Below are 16,764 nucleotides of genomic sequence, written 5' to 3'. Positions count from 1 at the left end.
AATAGTCATTGCCGCAACACGGTAAAGTGAATGTCCCCCGGCCCATGGGTCAAAGAACGGCTGTCATGGAGCCCTGAGCGCGGGGGTACTGGAGGAGTCGGCTGTCCGCGTAGAGCGCGGGCGGTGTCATGTCGTGTCTTTGCGAATCGTGGCTTTCTGGTCTATGTCGTGTGTCGGCTCTATGTCGTGTTTCGGCGGTTTCGTGTCGAAGTTGCCGAGGTGCCAGGTCAGCAGTGCGAGGGCGAAGACGAGGATGAACAGTCCAACAAGTGCGAATCCGACGTAGTTGAGGTCGAATTCGGCGATGGTGGTGATGGGGCCGGAATCGGGGTGGAGTGTGTCGGTGAGTAGTGATGCCAGTTGCACCGTGCCGATGAGGAACGCGCTGCCGACGGACAGTGTCGTGACGATGATGTTGTAGAACATTCGGCGAAGGGGTTTGGTGAGGGCCCAGTTGTAGGCGACGTTCATGAGGACACCCTCGGCTGTGTCGAACATGGTCATGCCTGCTGTAAAGAGGGCGGGTAGTACCAGGATGGCGTACCAGGGCAGGGACAGTGCGGCTCCGCCGGCGAGTATGAGTAGACCGATTTCAGTAGCGGTGTCGAATCCGAGGCCGAAGAGCACTCCGACTGGGTAGATGTGCCAGGGTTTGCGGACTGCCTTGGTGGTGCTTTTGAGGAGTCGGTTGAGGAACCCGCGGTTGTTGAGTTGGTTGTCCAGATCTGCTTCTGTGGCCGCCCGGTGGCGCATCTGCCGATACACCTTGATGATCCCGGCCAGCGCGACAAGGTTCATGATCGCGATGGCGTAGAGGAAGGTGCCTGATACCGCCGAGCCGAGGGCACTAGCCGTGTGACGCAGTGCCGATTCCTCGTCCCGGACTGCACCGGCCAGTGCCCGCACGCCCATCGCTAACGCTATGGAGAGCGCGAACACAACTGTGGAGTGGCCGAGGGAGAACCAGAATCCCACGGAGAGTGGGCGTTGTCCCTGAGCGAGCAGGTTGCGCGTGGTGTTGTCGATGGCGGCGATGTGGTCGGCGTCGAAGGCGTGACGGACGCCGAGTGTAAACGCGGTGATACCCAGCCCGATGCCGAACACCTGTGAGCTGTTGAGGGTGTGGTGCTGTGGTATGACAACGAAAAGGAGCATTCCCCAGCCGAGCGCGTTGAGGGCCAGGATGAAACCGGCCATCCCGGCGATCGAGCGTCGTGCCTGTGACGTCGGGATTGCGGCTGCCCGGGCTGGCGGGGGTGTGGTCATGGCTTGATCTTCTCCTCTCGTCGTCGACGATGCGGCCTGTGACCCACACCAGCGCCACACGCGCGGAGCCATCTCACCGAGTCCCACGGGTGATGTGTTTCGGGTCCGAGGGGTGGTCGCGACAGCAGTGGTCACGACCACCCCTCGGGACGTGTCAGTGGGAGAACGTGATGGTCGGCAGTGCTTTACGGAGCCAGCGCGGTGACCACCAGGCGGAGTGGCCGGTGATGCGAAGCAGGACCGGCAGGAGCACGAGCCGGATGAGGGCGGCGTCGAGCAGGACCGCGACGCCGAGGATGATGCCCATTTCCTTCGGGGGTAGCGGGTCGGCGAGGGCGAAGGTGAAGAACACGGCGACCATCACGGCGGCGGCGGCGAAGATCACGCGTCCGGAGTGGGCCAGGCCATCGATCAGGGCGCGCCGCGGGCTGCCGGTGAGTTCGTAGTGTTCTTTGGCGCTGGCGAGCAGGAACACGGTGTAGTCCATGGCGATGGCGAAGATCATCGCGAAGAAGAACACCGGCCCCCAGCCGTCGAGGAACCCCTGTGGAGTGAAGCCGAGGAGCCCGGCGAGGTGACCGTCCTGGAAGATCAGCTTCGCCACGCCGAACGCGGCGCCGGTGGAGAGCAGGCTGACGACGGTACCCAGCAGCGCGATGACCGGGGCTTGCAGGGCGACCAGGAGTAGGACGAACCCGAGGGCCAGGATCACCCCGACGACCAACGGCAGGTAGTCGTTCAGTGCGGTCTGCAGGTCCAGGTTCTCCGCCGGCGCGCCACCGACGAGTGCGCCGTCGGGCAGGGTGTCGCGCAGCCGGTCGAGTGTGTCGCCCAGTTGGGGCGAGGACGGATCGACGGTCGGCATGGCTTGGACCAGGGCGTAGTCGGAGCCGTCGGAGGCGGGTTGCGGCGGGGTGACCAGCGCGATGCCGTCGGTGTCCTCGGCCTGGGCGGCGGTGGCCTGGGCGTCGGCGGCGGGGGTGATGATCTGCAGCATGCCGGGGGCGCCGTCGCCGAAGCTGTCTTGAACGGCTTCGTAGCCCTGCCGGACCGGGGCATCGTTCGGGACGACCTGGATGGAGGGCATCGCGACCTTGAGCCCGAACACCGGCAGGGACAGGGCGATCAACACCAGCAGCGCGCCGAGGGCGAAGGGCCAGGGTTTACGGCTCAGCAACTGCCCCCAGCGGGAGAACCGTGGCGAGTGGGCCTCGGTGCGCTTGGCCCAGGGCAGGGCGAGGGAGTTGACCCGGCCGCCGAGCTTGCCCAGCACGGCCGGGAGCAGGGTGAGGGTGGCGGCGAGGACGAAGACGACGGCGAGCATGATGCCCACGGCCATGGTCCGCACCGCCGGTGCGGGGACGAGCAGCACGGCGGAGAGGCTGACCAGCACGGTGATGCCGGACAACAGGACGGCCTTGCCGGCGGTGTCCATGGTTTCGGCCACCGCGGCCCGCGCGTCCGCCAGCTTGCGCAGAGCGTCGCGGAAGCGAACGACGAGGAAGAGCGCGTAGTCGATGCCCAGGGCGAGGGCGAACATCATGGCGAAGTTCATCGCCCACACCGAGATCGGGGTGATCTCGTTGAGCAGCACCAGCGCACCGGCGGAGGCGCCGAGCCCGGCCAGGGTCAGCAGCAACGGCAGCCCTGCGGCCACGAGCGAGCCGAACGCGAGCACCATGATCGCCAGGGTGACCGGCCACGACACCATTTCGGCCTGAATCATCGCGTCGTGGTTGGCTTCGTTGAAGTCGCTCCACAGTGCCGAGGCCCCGGTCGGGTAGACGTGCACCGACGACGTGGACAGCCCAGTCAAGTCGGCCTTGAGATCATCGACCGCGCGGACCATGTCATCGGTGTTCGCGTTGGCTCCGGCGAGCAGAATGCCGGTGCGGCCGTCCGGGCTGATCGTCATCCCCGGTTTCGGCGGCACGAGCTGCCCAATGCGGTTGTCCTGGGCGAGCACATCCGCCGCCTGGCCGAGGATTTGTTGCACGGCTGGATCACTGATCGGCGCGTCGTCGGACTGCACGACGACCTGGATGGCCGAGGATGCGTTCCCGCCGAAGTGCTGCTGGGCGAGTTCACGGACCTGCACCGACTCGGATCCGTTGGCCTGCCACCCGGCGCCGGCCAGGGAGGTGAACACTGTCGGAGCGAGGGAACCCAGCGCGCCGACGACGAGCACCCACGCCGCGACCACCCACCACGCCCGGGCGGCCATCCGCGTGCCGAGTCTGCCCAACGGGCCGCTTCGCTGCAGGGACAACGCCGCGGTGTCCGGCGGGTGGCTGTCGGTACGGGTTGACGCGGTCATCCGGTTTCCTCCAGATATGGACTAGGGGTATGTCGTCGGGCATGTGCCACCGCGGCCCCGTGCCGGGGACGCTCGATCAGGTGGCGCCTGGAGTGCCAGGTTCTGCTGCGCCGTCGCAACAACGTCGGCGCCGTCGAGGAAGCGGATCCCCGAGCCGCCGGATCTTCCGCATGTGGGTATCTCCTCGAACGACACTACCAAAAAATACCCCATGGGGTATCGTCGTGCGGGCGTGGGTGAAGGGGAGGGCCTGCGCTTGCGTGTCAGACCGCTGCCCGAGCTGCGGTTCGCCAGTAGTGGCAGGGGCGCGTTGCAGCAGTAGGTGAGCGGTGTTTCGCCGGATACCCCCACGGGTAGTCGGGCAGGATGAAGGGAGGACGTGGATGCAGCCGCCCGTCGGAACAGCTGGAGCACGTGTTCCGGTCGCTGGTGGGCTCGGGTGATCCTCGCGGCGGGTTTCGGGCTTGTGATCGGCGTGACGCTGGGTCTGCTCGGCGCGGGTGGGTCCATTTTGGCGGTGCCCGCCCTGGTCTACGGGATGGGCGAGCCGGTGCGCCAGGCGATCCCGGCGTCGTTGGTGATGGTGGGGCTTTCGGCGATGGGTGGGGTCGTCCCCCGGTTACGTCAGGGCATTGTGCGGTGGCCGATTGCGGGGGTGTTCGGTGCGGCAGGCGCGGGAGCGGCCTTCGGTGGAGCAGCCGTGGGCCGGCTGGTGTCCGCGCAGGTGCTGCTGCTGGCGTTTGCCGTCGTGATGGTGGCCGCGGCGGTGCGGATGCTGCTCGGGCCGACCGAACCGCGCGGGGCGTGCACCGTCTCTGGTGGGAGGGTGAACTGGCGCTCGTGTCTGCCCCGGGCACTGGGTGTGGGTGCGGCCGTCGGATTCTTGACCGGCCTGTTCGGCGTCGGCGGCGGCTTCCTCGTAGTGCCCGCCCTGGTCCTGATGCTCGGGCTGGACATGCCGGCCGCGGTTGCCACCTCCCTGCTCATCGTGACGATCAACTCGATCGCCGGACTGGCGGCTCACTGGGACGCGGTGACCGAACTGGACTATCCCGTGGTCGCGGCCTTCACGATCGCCGCCCTCGCGGCGTCGGTGGCCTCGGGCAGGCTTGCCGGCCGCGTGGACGCCGACCGTTTGCGCCGCTGGTTCGCCTACCTGGTGATCGCGGTCGCGGTGTTCGTCGCGGTTCAGGCCCTGATCAACACCAGCGCGCTGACATGAGAAATCAGACGGAAAGAAAGGAGTGGATGATGCAGGTCGAGGAGCTCTACCGGCGACGAAACGAGGTACAGCTGGTGGACGTGCGCGAGCCCGAGGAATGGCAGGCCGGCCGCATCGAGAGCGCCCGGCACATTCCGATGGCCGAGGTGCCCACCCGGCTCACCGAGCTCGACACCACGCGGCCCGTGGTGACCGTGTGCCGCAGCGGTCACCGCAGTGGACAGGCAGCCGAATTCCTGCGGCAACAGGGTTATTCCGCGGAGAACACCGACGGTGGGATGCAGGCATGGCAGGAGGCCGCACTCCCCTTCACCACCCCTGACGGCAAGCCGGGAAGGGTGGCGTGAACCATGTGGTTCCAGCAGTTCTACCTCAACAGTCTCGGACACGCCTCCTACCTGATCGGGGACGAGAAGACCGGTCAGGCGCTGGTGTTCGACCCCCGCCGCGATGTGGAGGTCTATCGACAGACGGCTCGCGACCGGGGGTTTCGAATCACCTACGCGTGTGACTCCCACGGGCACAACGACTACCTGTCCGGGTTAGGCGAACTGGCCGGATCCGCGCACCCGCCGCAGGTATGGGGTTCAGCCGCCGGCGAGCTGAGTTACGCACACCGGCCGATCGCCGACGGCGAGCAGATCGAATTCGGCGACGTCGGCATCGAAGTGATGCACACGCCCGGGCACACCCCCGAGCACATCAGCCTGCTCGTCTACGATCGCTCCGCCAGCGCCGATACCCCGGCATTGTTGCTCTCCGGCGGGGCGCTGCTTGTCGGTGACCTCGCCCGCCCCGACCTGCTCGGTGGCCAGGAGCAGGCCCGCCGCCACGCCGAGGTCTACTGCGACACGATCCAGACCAAGCTGCTCACGCTGCCCGACCACGTCGAAGTGTTCCCCACACACGTGGCCGGATCACTGTGCGGCGGCAACATCGGGTCCCGCCTGTCGACCACACTCGGATACGAGAAACGCACGAACGCGACCCTGGCCGAGGTCGCCGAGAAAGACGAATTCGTGCGGCAATGCATCCGGCTGGACAACCTCCCCGCCGTGCCCCCGTACTGGCGGCGTATGCGCACCCAGAACATGGCCGGCGTCGACCCCCTCGGCGTACTCACCGAGCCGCCGCCGTTACCACCCGATGACGTCGCCGCTGCCCTCGACGGTGGCGCCGTCGTGCTCGACACCCGCTCGTCGGAAGCCTTCGGCGGTGGCCACATCCCCGGCGCCGTCAACGTGGGCCTCGGCTCGTCCTTCGCCACCTGGGCCGGCACCGTGCTCCCCGCCGACGCGGAGATCCTGCTCGTGCTCGACCGCCCTGGGGATCTGTGGGAGACGGTCTGGCAGCTACTTCGGATCGGCTACCGCATGCCCGTCGGGTGGCTGGCCGGGGGCATGAGCGCTTGGCGCACCTCGGCACGGTCGCTCGACCGCACCCCGCAGATCACGGTGGACGAGCTGAAACGCAGGCTTGACGAGGACGCGATCACCCTGCTCGACGTGCGTCAGCCCGCCGAGTGGGCCGCCGGCCACGTCACCGGCGCCACGTTCATCACCGGCGCCGAACTACCCGACCGGCTCGACGAGGTCCCCGCGGACAAACCTGTCGCCGTCACGTGCGGCAGCGGCTACCGCTCGTCGGTCGCCGCCAGCCTGCTCGCGCGAGAACGCGACATCCCGGTGATCAACGTCGCCGGCGGTATGACCGCGTGGCAGCGTGCGAGCTACCCGACCACAACCTGACACAAGCGCTCTCTCATGGAGGACTGCGATGGATTACGCCCGTACTATTACCCTTGACCTGCCGTATGAGCAGGCCGTGCCGACGGTGAAGGAAGCCTTTCAGGAGCAGGGGTTCGGCACGCTCACCGAGATCGACGTGCAGGCCACCCTGAAGAACAAGCTCGACGCGGACATGGAGCAGTACGTCATCCTCGGTGCGTGCAATCCCCAGCTCGCGCACCGCGCCCTCGACATCGACCGGCAAATCGGACTGCTGCTGCCCTGCAACGTCGTGGTCCGCGCCGCTGGCGACAACCAGACCCTGGTGCAGGCCCTCGACCCTCAGGTCATGGTCACCGTGCCCGAACTCGACGAGCTCCAGTCCATCGCCGACGACGCCGGACAACGCATCCACGCCGCCCTGCAGGCACTCGCTGCCTGACCGTAGCGCAGGGGCGCCGGGAAGGACGCGACAGTTGTCCACAAGAGAGGGAACACGATGACGAGTGCGGAGAGGCAGGCTCCCGTAGGCGCGGCGCCGGCAGGCCTCCAACTGCCGGGCATCGTGCTGGGCGTGGGGCTCGGCGGGTTCGTCGACGGCATCCTGTTGCACCAGCTGCTGCAATGGCATCATATGCTGACCAGCACGAACACCGACAATATCGGAGTAGAGTACTACGATCCCGAAACGGTGTCGGGCCTGGAGATGAACACCGTCTGGGATGGCGTCTTCCACACCGTGTGCTGGCTCGCCGTCCTGCTGGGCTTGGCTATCCTGTACTCCCGGGTCACCCACAACCGCCGCCAGGTGTGGACTTCCCGCGTGCTGTGGGGCTGGATCCTGGCGGGCTGGGGCATCTTCAATCTCGTCGAAGGTGTCCTGGACCACCACATCCTGGGGATCCATCACGTTCACGGCGGCCCTCATCAGCTGTGGTGGGACCTCGGCTTCCTCGTCATGGGCGCGTTCCTGCTCGTCGGCGGCTACCTGCTCCAGCGCAGTGGCCGACCCGTCGACCCCCACGCTGTCAGCGGTGGGCAGGCAGGACGACATGACTGATGGGCCACGACCCGCATCCACCTGATTATGGCGCAACCAGCAGTGCCATCCAGCTGCTGCTGGTCACGCTCACGCTCCTCGTCTGTGCCGGGGTCTATCTTTACCTGGCACGGCGTGCCCGCGTGAGCAACCCGGTGCAGGGCTGGAGCCGGTGGCGCACGGCCAGTTTCCTCACCGGGCTCTTCCTGCTGGCCGTGGCGCTGCTGCCGCCGGTCGCGGCATGGGCCCACACTGACTTCCGTGGCCACATGGCGCAGCACCTGCTCATTGGAATGTATGCCCCACTCGCCCTGGTGCTTGGTGCACCTGTCACCGTGCTGCTGCGGGCCCTGCCCACGCTCCGCGGACGCCAACTGACCGCCATCCTGCACAGCCGCCCGGCCCATCTCCTGGCCCACCCGGCAACCGCCCTGATGTTGTCCACCGGCAGCCTCGCGGTGCTGTACTTCACGCCGCTCTACACCGCGATGACGAGTCAGCCGACCGGTCACTGGCTGCTGCACGCCCACTTCCTCTTCGCTGGCTACCTGTTCGCCTACGCCATCGCCGGCCCCGACCCCGCGCCCGCGCGGCCCGGTGTCCGCACCCGGCTGGTCTACCTCGGCTGCGCCATCGCGCTGCACGCCGTGATCTCGCAGTTGATGTACGGGGGCTTCTGGATCAACATTCACGCCCCGATCGTCGAGGTCCGGGGAGGCGCCGAGATCATGTACTACGGCGGCGACATCGCCGAACTCCTCCTCGCCGCTGCCCTCGTCGCCACCTGGCGCCCCGAACGGCACCCCGCCCCACCGCGGACAGGCCCAGGCCGCTTGGTCACCAGCCTGAGTCGTGGCCTCAGTGGTCGTCCGCGCGAGCGCGCGGGGCCGGCCGGTGTGGGCGGAGCAGGCGGAGGTGTTCGGTGTCACCGAGCAGGTCCAGGCGCCGGTGCAGGAGTGGATTGTCGGTGGACTGGCTACGGTGGCAGGCGATGGCTTGATGGTGGCGTGTCCGGGAGACGGGCAGGGTGAGGTCGACCAAGTCAGGCGGTGAGCCAACCAGGGGGCTGCCGAACTCCGGGTTGAGCTGGTCGGCGACCTGGGCCGGTAACGTCCAGCCGAGGACGGGCAGACCCAGATGGTCGGCGGTGGCCAGGGCAGCTTCGGTGGCACGGACGTGGTCGGGGTGGGACGTCACGCCGGTGGTGTCGAACGCCAGCAGGTAGGTCGGTCTCACCTCGGCGGCCAGCGACTCGACGTGACCGGCGAGTTCGTCCACGGACACGTCGGTCAGGCCTCCGTCGGGGTAGTCCAGCAGGACGCTGCGCTTGACACCGAGTACTGTGGCCGCCGCGTCCAGCTCGTCGGCCCGTAATGCGCCCAGATCGGCGTGCTCTCCGCCCAGGGTGGAGGCCTCACCGTGGGTGAAACACAGCACCGTCACCGACGTTCCCGCAGTGGCCAAGTGGTCGAGCACCGCGCCAAGTCCGAACGATTCGTCGTCCGGGTGCGCGACCACCGCGAGCACGGTGTCTGCCGCGTCGAGCAGGTCACGGGCCTGCTCTTCCCTGCTTCTTGCTTGCGCATCCTGTCCCATACCACCGTTGTACGCCCGGGGGTATGTCGCCGCCAGCTGAACGACCGCGCGGTCGATACGTGGAATGCCAGCCACTGCGAGACTGTTATAATACCCAGGGGGGTATGAGAAGGAGGTGCATGATGGCAACAATCGAGCTGGCTAATGACACTTTTGACGAGGTCATCAGCGCGGATGGCATGGTGCTGGTGGATTTCTGGGCGGCGTGGTGCGGGCCGTGCCGACAGTTCGCGCCGGTGTTCGAGCGCGCATCCGAGCGTCACGAGGATGTCCGGTTCGGCAAAGTGGACACTGAGGCGCAGCCGGAACTGGCGGCGCGGTTCGGTATCTCCTCGATTCCCACCTTGATAGTCGCGCGTGATGGCGTGGTGCTGTATGCGCAGCCCGGTGCGCTGCCGGAGAGTGCGCTCGAGGACCTGATCGGGAAGGCCCGCGAGGTCGATATGGGCCAGGTTCGGCAAGAACTCGCCGAACAGTGACCGTGATGATCCGATCGCGATCGTCAGCGCGGACGCCGAGTACCCGAATCCCGTGGAGCGGGGCCTGCGACCAGACAACGTCTGAGCTGAAGATTGTGAGACGAGGAGAAGCAAGATGGTAGACATCATCGCACTCGACACGCCCACGCTGGGCGACCGTAGCTACCTAGTCACCGATGGCGACGTGGCGTTCGTGGTGGACCCGCAGCGCGACATCGACCGATTCCTCACGCTCGCCCAGCAGCGGGGTGTGTGTGTCACCGACGTGTTCGAAACGCACATTCACAACGACTACGTGACCGGAGGGTTGGCACTGGCGCAGGCCACCGGAGCGGCCTACCACGTCAACGCGGCTGACACCGTGTCCTTCGATCGCCAGCCGATCAGTGACGGCGACGAGGTACAGATCGGCCCGGCGATGCGGGTACGCGCCTTGACCACCCCAGGCCATACCTTCACGCATCTGTCCTATGTGCTGGAAACCCCCGGCCGCCCACCGGCGGTGTTCACCGGCGGCTCGCTGCTCTACGGCTCGACCGGGCGGCCGGATCTGCTGGGGACCGTGCACACCGAAGAACTCGCGCACGCGCAGTACGGCTCGGCACGGAGGTTGGCCACCGAACTCCCCGACGATGCGGAAATCTACCCCACCCACGGGTTCGGCAGCTTCTGCTCGGCCACTCAGGCACAGGGCGAGCAATCCACCATCGGCCAGGAAAAGCAGACCAACCCCGCCCTGACACAGGACGAGCAGGACTACGTCCACTCCCTGCTGCAGGGCCTGGACGACTACCCGGCCTACTACACCCACATGATGCCGCTCAACACTGCTGGGCCACAGGCGCCGGATCTGTCCCCGCCGGAGCAGGCCGACGCCCCCGAGTTGCGCCGACGCCTCGAGTCCGGTGAATGGGTGGTGGACCTGCGCACCCGGACCGCGTTCGCGGCCGGCCACGTTCCCGGCACCCTCAACTTCGGCGCCGACGGCAACTTCGTCACCTACCTCGGCTGGCTGATCCCCTGGGGCACCCCGTTGACACTGTTGGGCGACACCGCCGAGCAGGTCGCCGAGGCGCAGCGTGAACTGGTGCGCATCGGCCTCGACCGCATCGAAGCCGCGGCCACCGGCGACCCGCACGAGTGGTCCGGCGACACGCCCCTGGAGTCGTTGGCTGTCGCGGACTTCGCCGACCTGGCCACAGTGCTCCACCACCGTCCGGTCGTGGTCCTCGACGTGCGCCGCAACCAGGAATGGGCCACCGGTCACCTGGACGGCGCCGTCCACATCCCGCTGCACGACCTACTCGACCGGCTTACCGACGTCCCCCCCGGCGAGGTATGGGTGCACTGCCGCTCCGGCTACCGTGCCTCCATCGCCGCCTCCATCCTGGCCGCCGCCGGCCGCCATGTCGTCGTGATTGACGACGACATTGACCAGGCTGCCGCAACCGGCGCCCCTTTCCGTGCCGCTGCCCAGCACAGTGCGGTGACGCGCTAACGGCGTTAGCCACTGGCATTGGCCGTGACCAGCGCGACCGAGTACAGCATGACACCGTTAAAGCAACCCACACGTCAAGGAAGATCATCATGGATTACGCCCGGACGATCACGCTCGATCTACCGTATGAACAGGCCGTGCCGACGGTGAAGGAGGCGTTTCAGGAGCAGGGGTTCGGTATGCTCACCGAGATCGATGTGCAGGCCACGCTGAAGACCAAGCTCGACGCCGATATGGAGCCGTACGTCATCCTCGGCGCGTGCAATCCCCAACTCGCGCACCGCGCCCTCGACATCGACCGGCAAATCGGACTGCTGCTGCCCTGCAACGTCGTGGTCCGCGCCGACGGGGACAACCAGACCGTGGTCCAGGCCCTCGATCCCCAGGTCATGGTCACCGTGCCCGAACTCGACCAACTTCAGCCCATCGCCGACGAAGCCGGACAACGCATCAACACCGCCCTCGACGCTCTGACCCACCGCAGCGTTTAGCGGTGCCTCGGACCGTGAAACCCGCAGAGGCGACGCAAGCACGGGCGACTGGAGTGTGACGACCATGATGGACGGTTCCATGATGGGCTGGTTCTGGCTCTGGCCAGTACTCCTGCTGATCGGACTAGCCCTGCTGGCCTACCTGATCTACCGGCTCATGCAGGACCGACACGGCGGTGCCCAAGAGGGCACCTCCTCCGCGCACCGGATCCTCGACGAGCGATATGCCCGCGGCGAGATCGACGAGCAGGAGTACCGCAGCCGACGAACCGACCTGAACTGAGCCAATCAATCAACCGACACCAGCCATTGTGCTGCCGTCAAGGACAGCCGGAACGTGGAGTATGACCATGAAACCTCCCAGATTTCCGTTGATGCCACTACTGCCCATGGGGATGATTGCTGCCCTCGTCGTCCCCAACGTGCTAGTACTTCGGAGGCTTCGCGCTCTCGAAATCCGCTTGCCCGATCTGGCGCAGTAGCGGTACCGAAACCCAGGCACCCTGTGCTTGTTAACCCGGCGTCACCGTAGCCAAAACCCCGGGCTGAATTACATTGGCTCGCACGCCGTGTCTTGCAGACGACGCTGATGTCCACGAATTACGGCGGCCGGTGTCTCGGACCGGGACCTCCCCCGTCAGCTCGCGCTACGATTGATGGTCGGAACGCCCCAGCAGTGAGGCGCCTACTCGTGCCATCCCTCGTTCGAGCAAGCCGAGTACGGCAATGGTTTGAGCAGGCCTGCGAAGGGAAACCCGGTGGACCAGCAATCAGTAGGCGATAGAGGAGACGTCATGATGCCCCGCACGCTGCGCTCAGCTGCTCTGTCGATCGGCGCCACCGCCCTCGCTGCCGCTCTCACCATAGGGAGTGTCTCCCCAGCAGCCGCTGCGTCGGAGAACCGTGGTGCAGGTGCTGACCGCTGCCCACCGGGATTGGCCCAGGCAATGCAGGAGATGATGGACAGCTCAGCCATGCAGCAGCTCATGCAGAATGCCAAGGACAACCCTGCCTTGGCGCAGGCGATGCGGCAAATGATGAACTCTCCCGGTATGGCGCAGCTCATGCGGGATTGCGGAATGCGCCCCATGTGACCCGCCTGCTGCTGTGCACCGAGACATCCAAGGAGAGGTTGGACCGCCTGCGGTGCGATCGCGATCGCCTTACCAGAAACCGGCTCTCCTGCTGTCGGGCCAGTTCCCCAGCATGGTCTTCGAACACTTGCGGGTCGGACCACGAAGTTCATGCCCGAATCCAGCATCAGATGCGCCACGTCCGGTAGATCGACCTGTCGCGCGACAACTCCCGTTGCATCTCGAAGCCATCGGCGGGGCCGGGTCAACCGCAACAATTCATCTTCGATGCCGAGGTCGAGTTCGAGTTCGAGCAAGAACGCGATCGGGTAGCCGTCTTCGTGCCGACGCGCCGTAAGCATCGGGGCGGACCATGCCGCCGAAGAGCCGGCCGCAGCGCAGCTCGGACCACCACGCGGTCAGTCGTCCGCGGGCGGCGCCGGGCTGTCGGCTGAGTGCGACGAACCGCTGGAAGCGGTCGACGACGCGCCCCTTGAACAGGTCGAGCAGGCGGTGGTTGGCCGCACGCATGGTCGGGTGGCAGAGCTCGACGACCTGCTGCACGTTGACAAGTAGGAGGTGGACCAGCGCTCACCCCCGGTGCGGGCGAGCCGGCCACGCCGGAAATTCCGTTCGCGTTACGGACCCTGACGGGTTGTGCGGCGGGCTAGGTCGGCGGCGTAGGCGGCGCCAGACCTATTGGCCTGGTGGGCCCAGTATGTGGCGGTGTTGATGTGGATGCCGAGCAGCTTGCTGAGCACGACTGGTGGCAGCTGGCTGGCGAGGTCCATGAGGACAGTGCTGCGTGCGGAGCCGGGCCCCGGATACCCAGTGGGTGAAGTCTGGTCATGAGGCGGGCGGCGCTGATCGGCCGTCCCGGAGCGCCTCCGGGAAACAGCCAACGGATGGTTGGTCGGTGTGGCCGAGGACGGCGTGCCCGCGCCGGTCGTCGGCGAATTGGCACACGAGACCGTCCAGCGGACTGGGCAAGTCCACTGGCTCGGCGCCCAGCACGATCCGAGTTTCGCCATCCTCATGGACGATCTGGTCACGTCTCAGTCGGGCTAGTTTGGACAATGGCTGCCCGAACAGAAGCAGAAGCAGGCCAGGCCCGAAGCGATCTTGCACGGCGACGCTGTTCTCGTGCAAGAGGCGGCGGACCAGAGCCACTTCAGTAGCACCGACCCCATCGCGACGTCGAGCAGGAGGACGGCGAGCCGCCAGACTACGTCGCAACGGTGACCGACCGCACGCTGCATCCGATCGCCGTGCTGTGCCTGCTGGAATGCTACGAGTACCAGGCCAGCGGCACGATCGTCGGGCACCAAGCGAGGCGCACGATTGGACACGTCGCTTACGCGAGACGGTGCTGACCCGGCTGCCCGCCGAGGCCAAAGCGACCGTACGCCATGGCACCGACTATGTCCCGGCCTACCGGCTTCTAGCTGCCTACACCGAGACACCCTGGGGCATCGCGGAACTCGACCAGATCCCCGAAGTCGGCGACGGCGTCATCGAGGTCCCGGTGATCCAGAAAGGACTGCGCGCGGAGGTCCTGACCGGCCCGATCCACTGCCCCAACAAGGGCCTGTCCTACCGCGTCCGCCACGTCACCATCCTCGGTGTTGGGGAAGACCGGACGCTGCCAGCCTTCGCCCCGATCTCCGAACCCTCCGACGACGCGCCGAGCGTCTACCTGTTGTTCCAGTACGGCCGCTACGTCGTGCGCCCGGCAGACGCTCCGCCCGGCAAGTGGTTCATGGCCTCCGGCGCTCACCTCCACACGGGTGATGGGCGCTGGCGCGAGCTGATCGGGCACTGACTGCCCATCCCGCTGCACGACCGCACCGAGCCCTAGCCGGACCAGCGCCAACCGCAGCTGTGGAGTCCACCGACCCGAGCAAGCCCTGCCCATCGAGGAGTTGAACCATGCCTTCACACGACGAACTGCACGCCCGGCTGTTCCTTCTGCGCGCGGCCGAACCACCCGCGCCCGCCCTTCACCACTACGTCGCCGTCCACGGGCCGGTCGACGCCGTCGCGCAGATTCGGCGCGGCACCGCCCCCGCCGCCGTGCTCAGCGAGGTCACCCGGCCTGACGCTCGGATCGACGACGACCTGCGGGCACTCGACAACTGCACGGCCCGCCTGCTCAAGCCCGAAGACGGCGACTGGCCGCTCGGAAGGCGGATCGGCCTAGCCGGCCTCGGCGTTCCGCTCGCGCTTTGGGTGCGCGGCAGCGGTTCGTTGGCCGAGCTCACCAGCCTCGCCGTCACCATCACGGGCGCCCGCGCGTCGACGGAGTGCGGAAACACAGTCGCGGGGGACGTCAGTTACAAACTCGCCCGTGCCGGGGTGACCGTCCTCAGCGGCGGCAGCCTCGGCGTTGACGAAGCAGCGCACCGCGGCGCACTGGCCGCAGACGGCAGGACGGTCGTCGTGCTCGCCAACGGGGTTGACCGGACCCATCCGCACCAGCACGCCCGGCTCTACCAGGCGGTGATCGAGCAGGGCGGGTTGCTGGTCAGCGAGTACCCGATCGGCACACGACCGACCCGCATCCGGTTCCACGCGCGGTGCCGGCTGTTGGCTGCTCTCGCCGCGGCGACCGTCATCGTCGAGGCAGGACAGCGCAGCGGTGCCCTCGCCGTGGCCCGTGCCGCTGGAGAACTCGGCCGCCGGGTCTACGGCGTGCCGGGCTCGATCCACTTCGTGACGTCGAAGGGCGTGAACGAGTTGCTGCGCACCGGCGCCGCCACCGTGGCCAGTTCGGTCGAGCACATCAACTACCAGGAGGGAGTGCGATGACCGGCCCGGACGCCTTCCTGACCGCACTGACCGCCCTCGACCTGCCGCCCGAGTGGCAGGTCGAGGTGGCCATCCGTCCACGACGGCGCAAGACCGGCATTCAGGTCAATCCGGAGGCGGCGCCGTGCTGATCCCACCGACGGCCACCCCGGAGCAGGTTGCGCGGTTTGTCGGCAGCCATCGTCGATGGATCCGCCGAGAAGGTCGAGAGAGCCACGCGGTTGGCCCCGGATCACGCGGTAAAGGAGCTCGTCGACGGCGAGGAGTTCGACCTGCTCGGCCAGCGTTACCGGCTCCAGCTCGTCGACGCCTCGCCCGCGGGCACCGCACAGCTGCCTCTGACCACGTCCGACGGCGTCTTGTCCGCGCGGAGGCAGCGGCCAGAGCTGGTCCGCCGGGCAGTGATCGGGCTGTACCAGCAGGTCGGGCTCGCTTGGTTGCGCCGCGAAGGGCGCCACTACGAACTGGACGGCCACATCGCCGGCCTGAGCTACGCCGTGCGCGACCTCGGACGGCGCCCGTTAGGGCATCTACGAGGGGCCGCCGAAGCAAACGACGACGCTGCACTGGGCCGTGTTCGGCCTGCCGATGCGGCTCATCGAGTACGTGCTCGTCCACGAACAGGCGCACGCCACCCAGCCAAACGGACGCGCGCCCACGGCCGCGCATGACAACGGCGGATGTACCTCTGGATGCCGGACTGGCAGCAGCGCCGAACGGAACTCGCCGAGGTCGGCCGTCACGCTTGGCTCGGCGATTGAAACCGCAGGGCAAGAGGGGCGCATTGGCACAATCTGGTGGGTCCCGCGCCGGACGCAGTGCGAACAGCCAGGTCCGGCGCGAAACCCACCAGATGTCGAACTGGAGTGTTGTCCTCTACAGCGTGATACAACATGGAGTGCGGGTCGACACGATCTGCACCACGAGCGACCTGGAAGGAGGCAGGAAGTGGACAAGGAACAGCACTTCGAGCTGCTTCGGGAAAGTGCTGCCGAGGTCAAGGAACTCCAGGATCGGCTCCAGAGCGTCCGTGATCAAGAAGCAGCGCTTCAGGCCCAGCGGGTCACGACACTCGACGAGCTCAAGAAGGCCCGTGACGTGCGGTTCGATCGCATGACCGCGGCCATCGAGGACAAGGTCCCGAAAGCGCAGGTCGCCCGCGCCCTGGGCATGGACCGGACCAACCTGTACAAGCTGCTCGAAGGCAAGGAAACCGAACAAGACACCACGGCCGGCTGACGTCCGCGC

20 protein-coding genes and 1 pseudogene are annotated in these 16,764 nt (G+C 67.0%); 17 read left to right on the top strand and 4 right to left on the bottom strand.

Annotated elements, in window-relative coordinates; translation table 11 throughout:
* Nucleotides 1-126 precede the first annotated feature (126 nt).
* The gene (nicT, locus tag H4W30_RS32230; RefSeq protein WP_081684794.1) at nt 127-1,266 is read right to left on the bottom strand and encodes a Nickel transporter NicT; all 1,140 of its coding nucleotides are present in this window, start codon (nt 1,264-1,266) and stop codon (nt 127-129) included.
* Nucleotides 1,267-1,420: 154 nt separating this feature from the next.
* On the bottom strand, nt 1,421-3,583 hold the full coding sequence (locus H4W30_RS32225) for an MMPL family transporter (protein ID WP_043830838.1): 2,163 nt from the start codon (nt 3,581-3,583) through the stop codon (nt 1,421-1,423).
* 439 nt (nt 3,584-4,022) lie between these two features.
* Here H4W30_RS32225 and H4W30_RS32220 point away from each other — a divergent pair, with 439 nt between their 5' ends.
* The 6 genes and pseudogenes from H4W30_RS32220 to H4W30_RS32195 form a co-directional block, all read left to right on the top strand.
* Nucleotides 4,023-4,805 (top strand): sulfite exporter TauE/SafE family protein, encoded by a 783-nt coding sequence (locus H4W30_RS32220; RefSeq protein WP_043830836.1) that lies wholly within the window; start codon nt 4,023-4,025, stop codon nt 4,803-4,805.
* Nucleotides 4,806-4,831: 26 nt separating this feature from the next.
* Nucleotides 4,832-5,152, top strand: coding sequence for a rhodanese-like domain-containing protein (locus H4W30_RS32215; RefSeq protein WP_200864274.1), 321 nt, complete (start codon nt 4,832-4,834; stop codon nt 5,150-5,152).
* Nucleotides 5,153-5,155: 3 nt separating this feature from the next.
* Complete coding sequence (locus H4W30_RS32210) at nt 5,156-6,553, top strand: MBL fold metallo-hydrolase (RefSeq protein WP_043830835.1); 1,398 nt, start codon at nt 5,156-5,158, stop codon at nt 6,551-6,553.
* A gap of 28 nt (nt 6,554-6,581) precedes the next feature.
* Nucleotides 6,582-6,974: a DUF302 domain-containing protein gene (locus tag H4W30_RS32205; RefSeq protein WP_043830833.1), complete on the top strand. Its 393-nt coding sequence runs from the start codon at nt 6,582-6,584 to the stop codon at nt 6,972-6,974.
* Nucleotides 6,975-7,031: 57 nt separating this feature from the next.
* Nucleotides 7,032-7,592: a DUF2243 domain-containing protein gene (locus tag H4W30_RS32200; RefSeq protein WP_043830831.1), complete on the top strand. Its 561-nt coding sequence runs from the start codon at nt 7,032-7,034 to the stop codon at nt 7,590-7,592.
* A pseudogene (locus H4W30_RS32195) lies at nt 7,592-8,350 on the top strand (cytochrome c oxidase assembly protein); the annotation flags it as partial. The gene H4W30_RS32200 and the pseudogene H4W30_RS32195, both read left to right, overlap by 1 nt.
* Nucleotides 8,351-8,429: 79 nt before the next feature.
* On the opposite strand, the gene H4W30_RS32190 reads toward H4W30_RS32195, so the two are convergent.
* Nucleotides 8,430-9,167, bottom strand: a complete 738-nt coding sequence (locus H4W30_RS32190) for a PIG-L deacetylase family protein (RefSeq protein ID WP_051171991.1) — start codon at nt 9,165-9,167, stop codon at nt 8,430-8,432.
* Between the two features lie 122 nt (nt 9,168-9,289).
* Between H4W30_RS32190 and trxA the strand changes: the two genes are divergently transcribed.
* The 5 genes from trxA (at nt 9,290) to H4W30_RS32165 (ending at nt 12,729) form a co-directional block, all read left to right on the top strand.
* On the top strand, nt 9,290-9,646 hold the full coding sequence (trxA, locus tag H4W30_RS32185; protein ID WP_043830913.1) for a thioredoxin: 357 nt from the start codon (nt 9,290-9,292) through the stop codon (nt 9,644-9,646).
* Nucleotides 9,647-9,761: 115 nt separating this feature from the next.
* Nucleotides 9,762-11,144: an MBL fold metallo-hydrolase gene (locus H4W30_RS32180; RefSeq protein ID WP_043830829.1), complete on the top strand. Its 1,383-nt coding sequence runs from the start codon at nt 9,762-9,764 to the stop codon at nt 11,142-11,144.
* 89 nt (nt 11,145-11,233) lie between these two features.
* Nucleotides 11,234-11,635 carry a DUF302 domain-containing protein gene (locus tag H4W30_RS32175; RefSeq protein WP_043830827.1) on the top strand — a complete coding sequence of 134 codons (402 nt, stop codon included), beginning with the start codon at nt 11,234-11,236 and terminating at the stop codon, nt 11,633-11,635.
* 64 nt (nt 11,636-11,699) lie between these two features.
* Complete coding sequence (locus H4W30_RS32170; protein WP_043830825.1) at nt 11,700-11,918, top strand: SHOCT domain-containing protein; 219 nt, start codon at nt 11,700-11,702, stop codon at nt 11,916-11,918.
* A 511-nt stretch (nt 11,919-12,429) separates the two neighbouring features.
* Nucleotides 12,430-12,729, top strand: coding sequence for a hypothetical protein (locus tag H4W30_RS32165; RefSeq protein WP_137095937.1), 300 nt, complete (start codon nt 12,430-12,432; stop codon nt 12,727-12,729).
* Nucleotides 12,730-12,987: 258 nt separating this feature from the next.
* Here H4W30_RS32165 and H4W30_RS32160 read toward each other — a convergent pair whose 3' ends face one another.
* Nucleotides 12,988-13,272, bottom strand: a complete 285-nt coding sequence (locus H4W30_RS32160; RefSeq protein ID WP_143101991.1) for a hypothetical protein — start codon at nt 13,270-13,272, stop codon at nt 12,988-12,990.
* Between the two features lie 354 nt (nt 13,273-13,626).
* Between H4W30_RS32160 and H4W30_RS32155 the strand changes: the two genes are divergently transcribed.
* From H4W30_RS32155 to H4W30_RS44330, 6 genes are all read left to right on the top strand, one after another.
* Nucleotides 13,627-13,776 carry a hypothetical protein gene (locus tag H4W30_RS32155; protein WP_157376277.1) on the top strand — a complete coding sequence of 50 codons (150 nt, stop codon included), beginning with the start codon at nt 13,627-13,629 and terminating at the stop codon, nt 13,774-13,776.
* A gap of 298 nt (nt 13,777-14,074) precedes the next feature.
* The gene (locus H4W30_RS32150; protein WP_043830822.1) at nt 14,075-14,530 is read left to right on the top strand and encodes a hypothetical protein; all 456 of its coding nucleotides are present in this window, start codon (nt 14,075-14,077) and stop codon (nt 14,528-14,530) included.
* 107 nt (nt 14,531-14,637) lie between these two features.
* Entirely contained in the window at nt 14,638-15,516 is an 879-nt protein-coding gene (locus H4W30_RS32145; protein ID WP_051171989.1) for a DNA-processing protein DprA, read from the top strand.
* Complete coding sequence (locus tag H4W30_RS44335; RefSeq protein ID WP_264082894.1) at nt 15,513-15,647, top strand: hypothetical protein; 135 nt, start codon at nt 15,513-15,515, stop codon at nt 15,645-15,647. The genes H4W30_RS32145 and H4W30_RS44335 overlap by 4 nt, the downstream gene beginning before the upstream one ends.
* 36 nt (nt 15,648-15,683) lie before the next feature.
* On the top strand, nt 15,684-16,187 hold the full coding sequence (locus H4W30_RS32140) for a SprT family zinc-dependent metalloprotease (protein ID WP_072029960.1): 504 nt from the start codon (nt 15,684-15,686) through the stop codon (nt 16,185-16,187).
* Between the two features lie 277 nt (nt 16,188-16,464).
* Nucleotides 16,465-16,755: a hypothetical protein gene (locus H4W30_RS44330; RefSeq protein ID WP_043830820.1), complete on the top strand. Its 291-nt coding sequence runs from the start codon at nt 16,465-16,467 to the stop codon at nt 16,753-16,755.
* Nucleotides 16,756-16,764: the final 9 nt, after the last annotated feature.

The organism is Amycolatopsis roodepoortensis, from assembly GCF_014873915.1.
GTDB classification, from domain to species: Bacteria; Actinomycetota; Actinomycetes; order Mycobacteriales; family Pseudonocardiaceae; genus Amycolatopsis; species Amycolatopsis roodepoortensis.
The sequence above is the reverse complement of the archived record's forward strand: the minus strand, read 5'-3'. Positions and strand labels throughout refer to the sequence as shown.

Coding starts and splice junctions, on each gene's coding strand:
- H4W30_RS32200 (WP_043830831.1), top strand. CDS start 7,032: ATGACGAGTGCGGAGAGGCAGGCTCCCGTAGGCGCGGCGCCGGCAGGC.
- H4W30_RS32215 (WP_200864274.1), top strand. CDS start 4,832: ATGATGCAGGTCGAGGAGCTCTACCGGCGACGAAACGAGGTACAGCTG.
- H4W30_RS32190 (WP_051171991.1), bottom strand. CDS start 9,167: ATGGGACAGGATGCGCAAGCAAGAAGCAGGGAAGAGCAGGCCCGTGAC.
- H4W30_RS32205 (WP_043830833.1), top strand. CDS start 6,582: ATGGATTACGCCCGTACTATTACCCTTGACCTGCCGTATGAGCAGGCC.
- H4W30_RS32175 (WP_043830827.1), top strand. CDS start 11,234: ATGGATTACGCCCGGACGATCACGCTCGATCTACCGTATGAACAGGCC.
- H4W30_RS32170 (WP_043830825.1), top strand. CDS start 11,700: ATGATGGACGGTTCCATGATGGGCTGGTTCTGGCTCTGGCCAGTACTC.
- H4W30_RS32210 (WP_043830835.1), top strand. CDS start 5,156: ATGTGGTTCCAGCAGTTCTACCTCAACAGTCTCGGACACGCCTCCTAC.
- H4W30_RS32145 (WP_051171989.1), top strand. CDS start 14,638: ATGCCTTCACACGACGAACTGCACGCCCGGCTGTTCCTTCTGCGCGCG.
- H4W30_RS32180 (WP_043830829.1), top strand. CDS start 9,762: ATGGTAGACATCATCGCACTCGACACGCCCACGCTGGGCGACCGTAGC.
- H4W30_RS32225 (WP_043830838.1), bottom strand. CDS start 3,583: ATGACCGCGTCAACCCGTACCGACAGCCACCCGCCGGACACCGCGGCG.
- nicT (WP_081684794.1), bottom strand. CDS start 1,266: ATGACCACACCCCCGCCAGCCCGGGCAGCCGCAATCCCGACGTCACAG.
- trxA (WP_043830913.1), top strand. CDS start 9,290: ATGGCAACAATCGAGCTGGCTAATGACACTTTTGACGAGGTCATCAGC.
- H4W30_RS32165 (WP_137095937.1), top strand. CDS start 12,430: ATGATGCCCCGCACGCTGCGCTCAGCTGCTCTGTCGATCGGCGCCACC.
- H4W30_RS44335 (WP_264082894.1), top strand. CDS start 15,513: ATGACCGGCCCGGACGCCTTCCTGACCGCACTGACCGCCCTCGACCTG.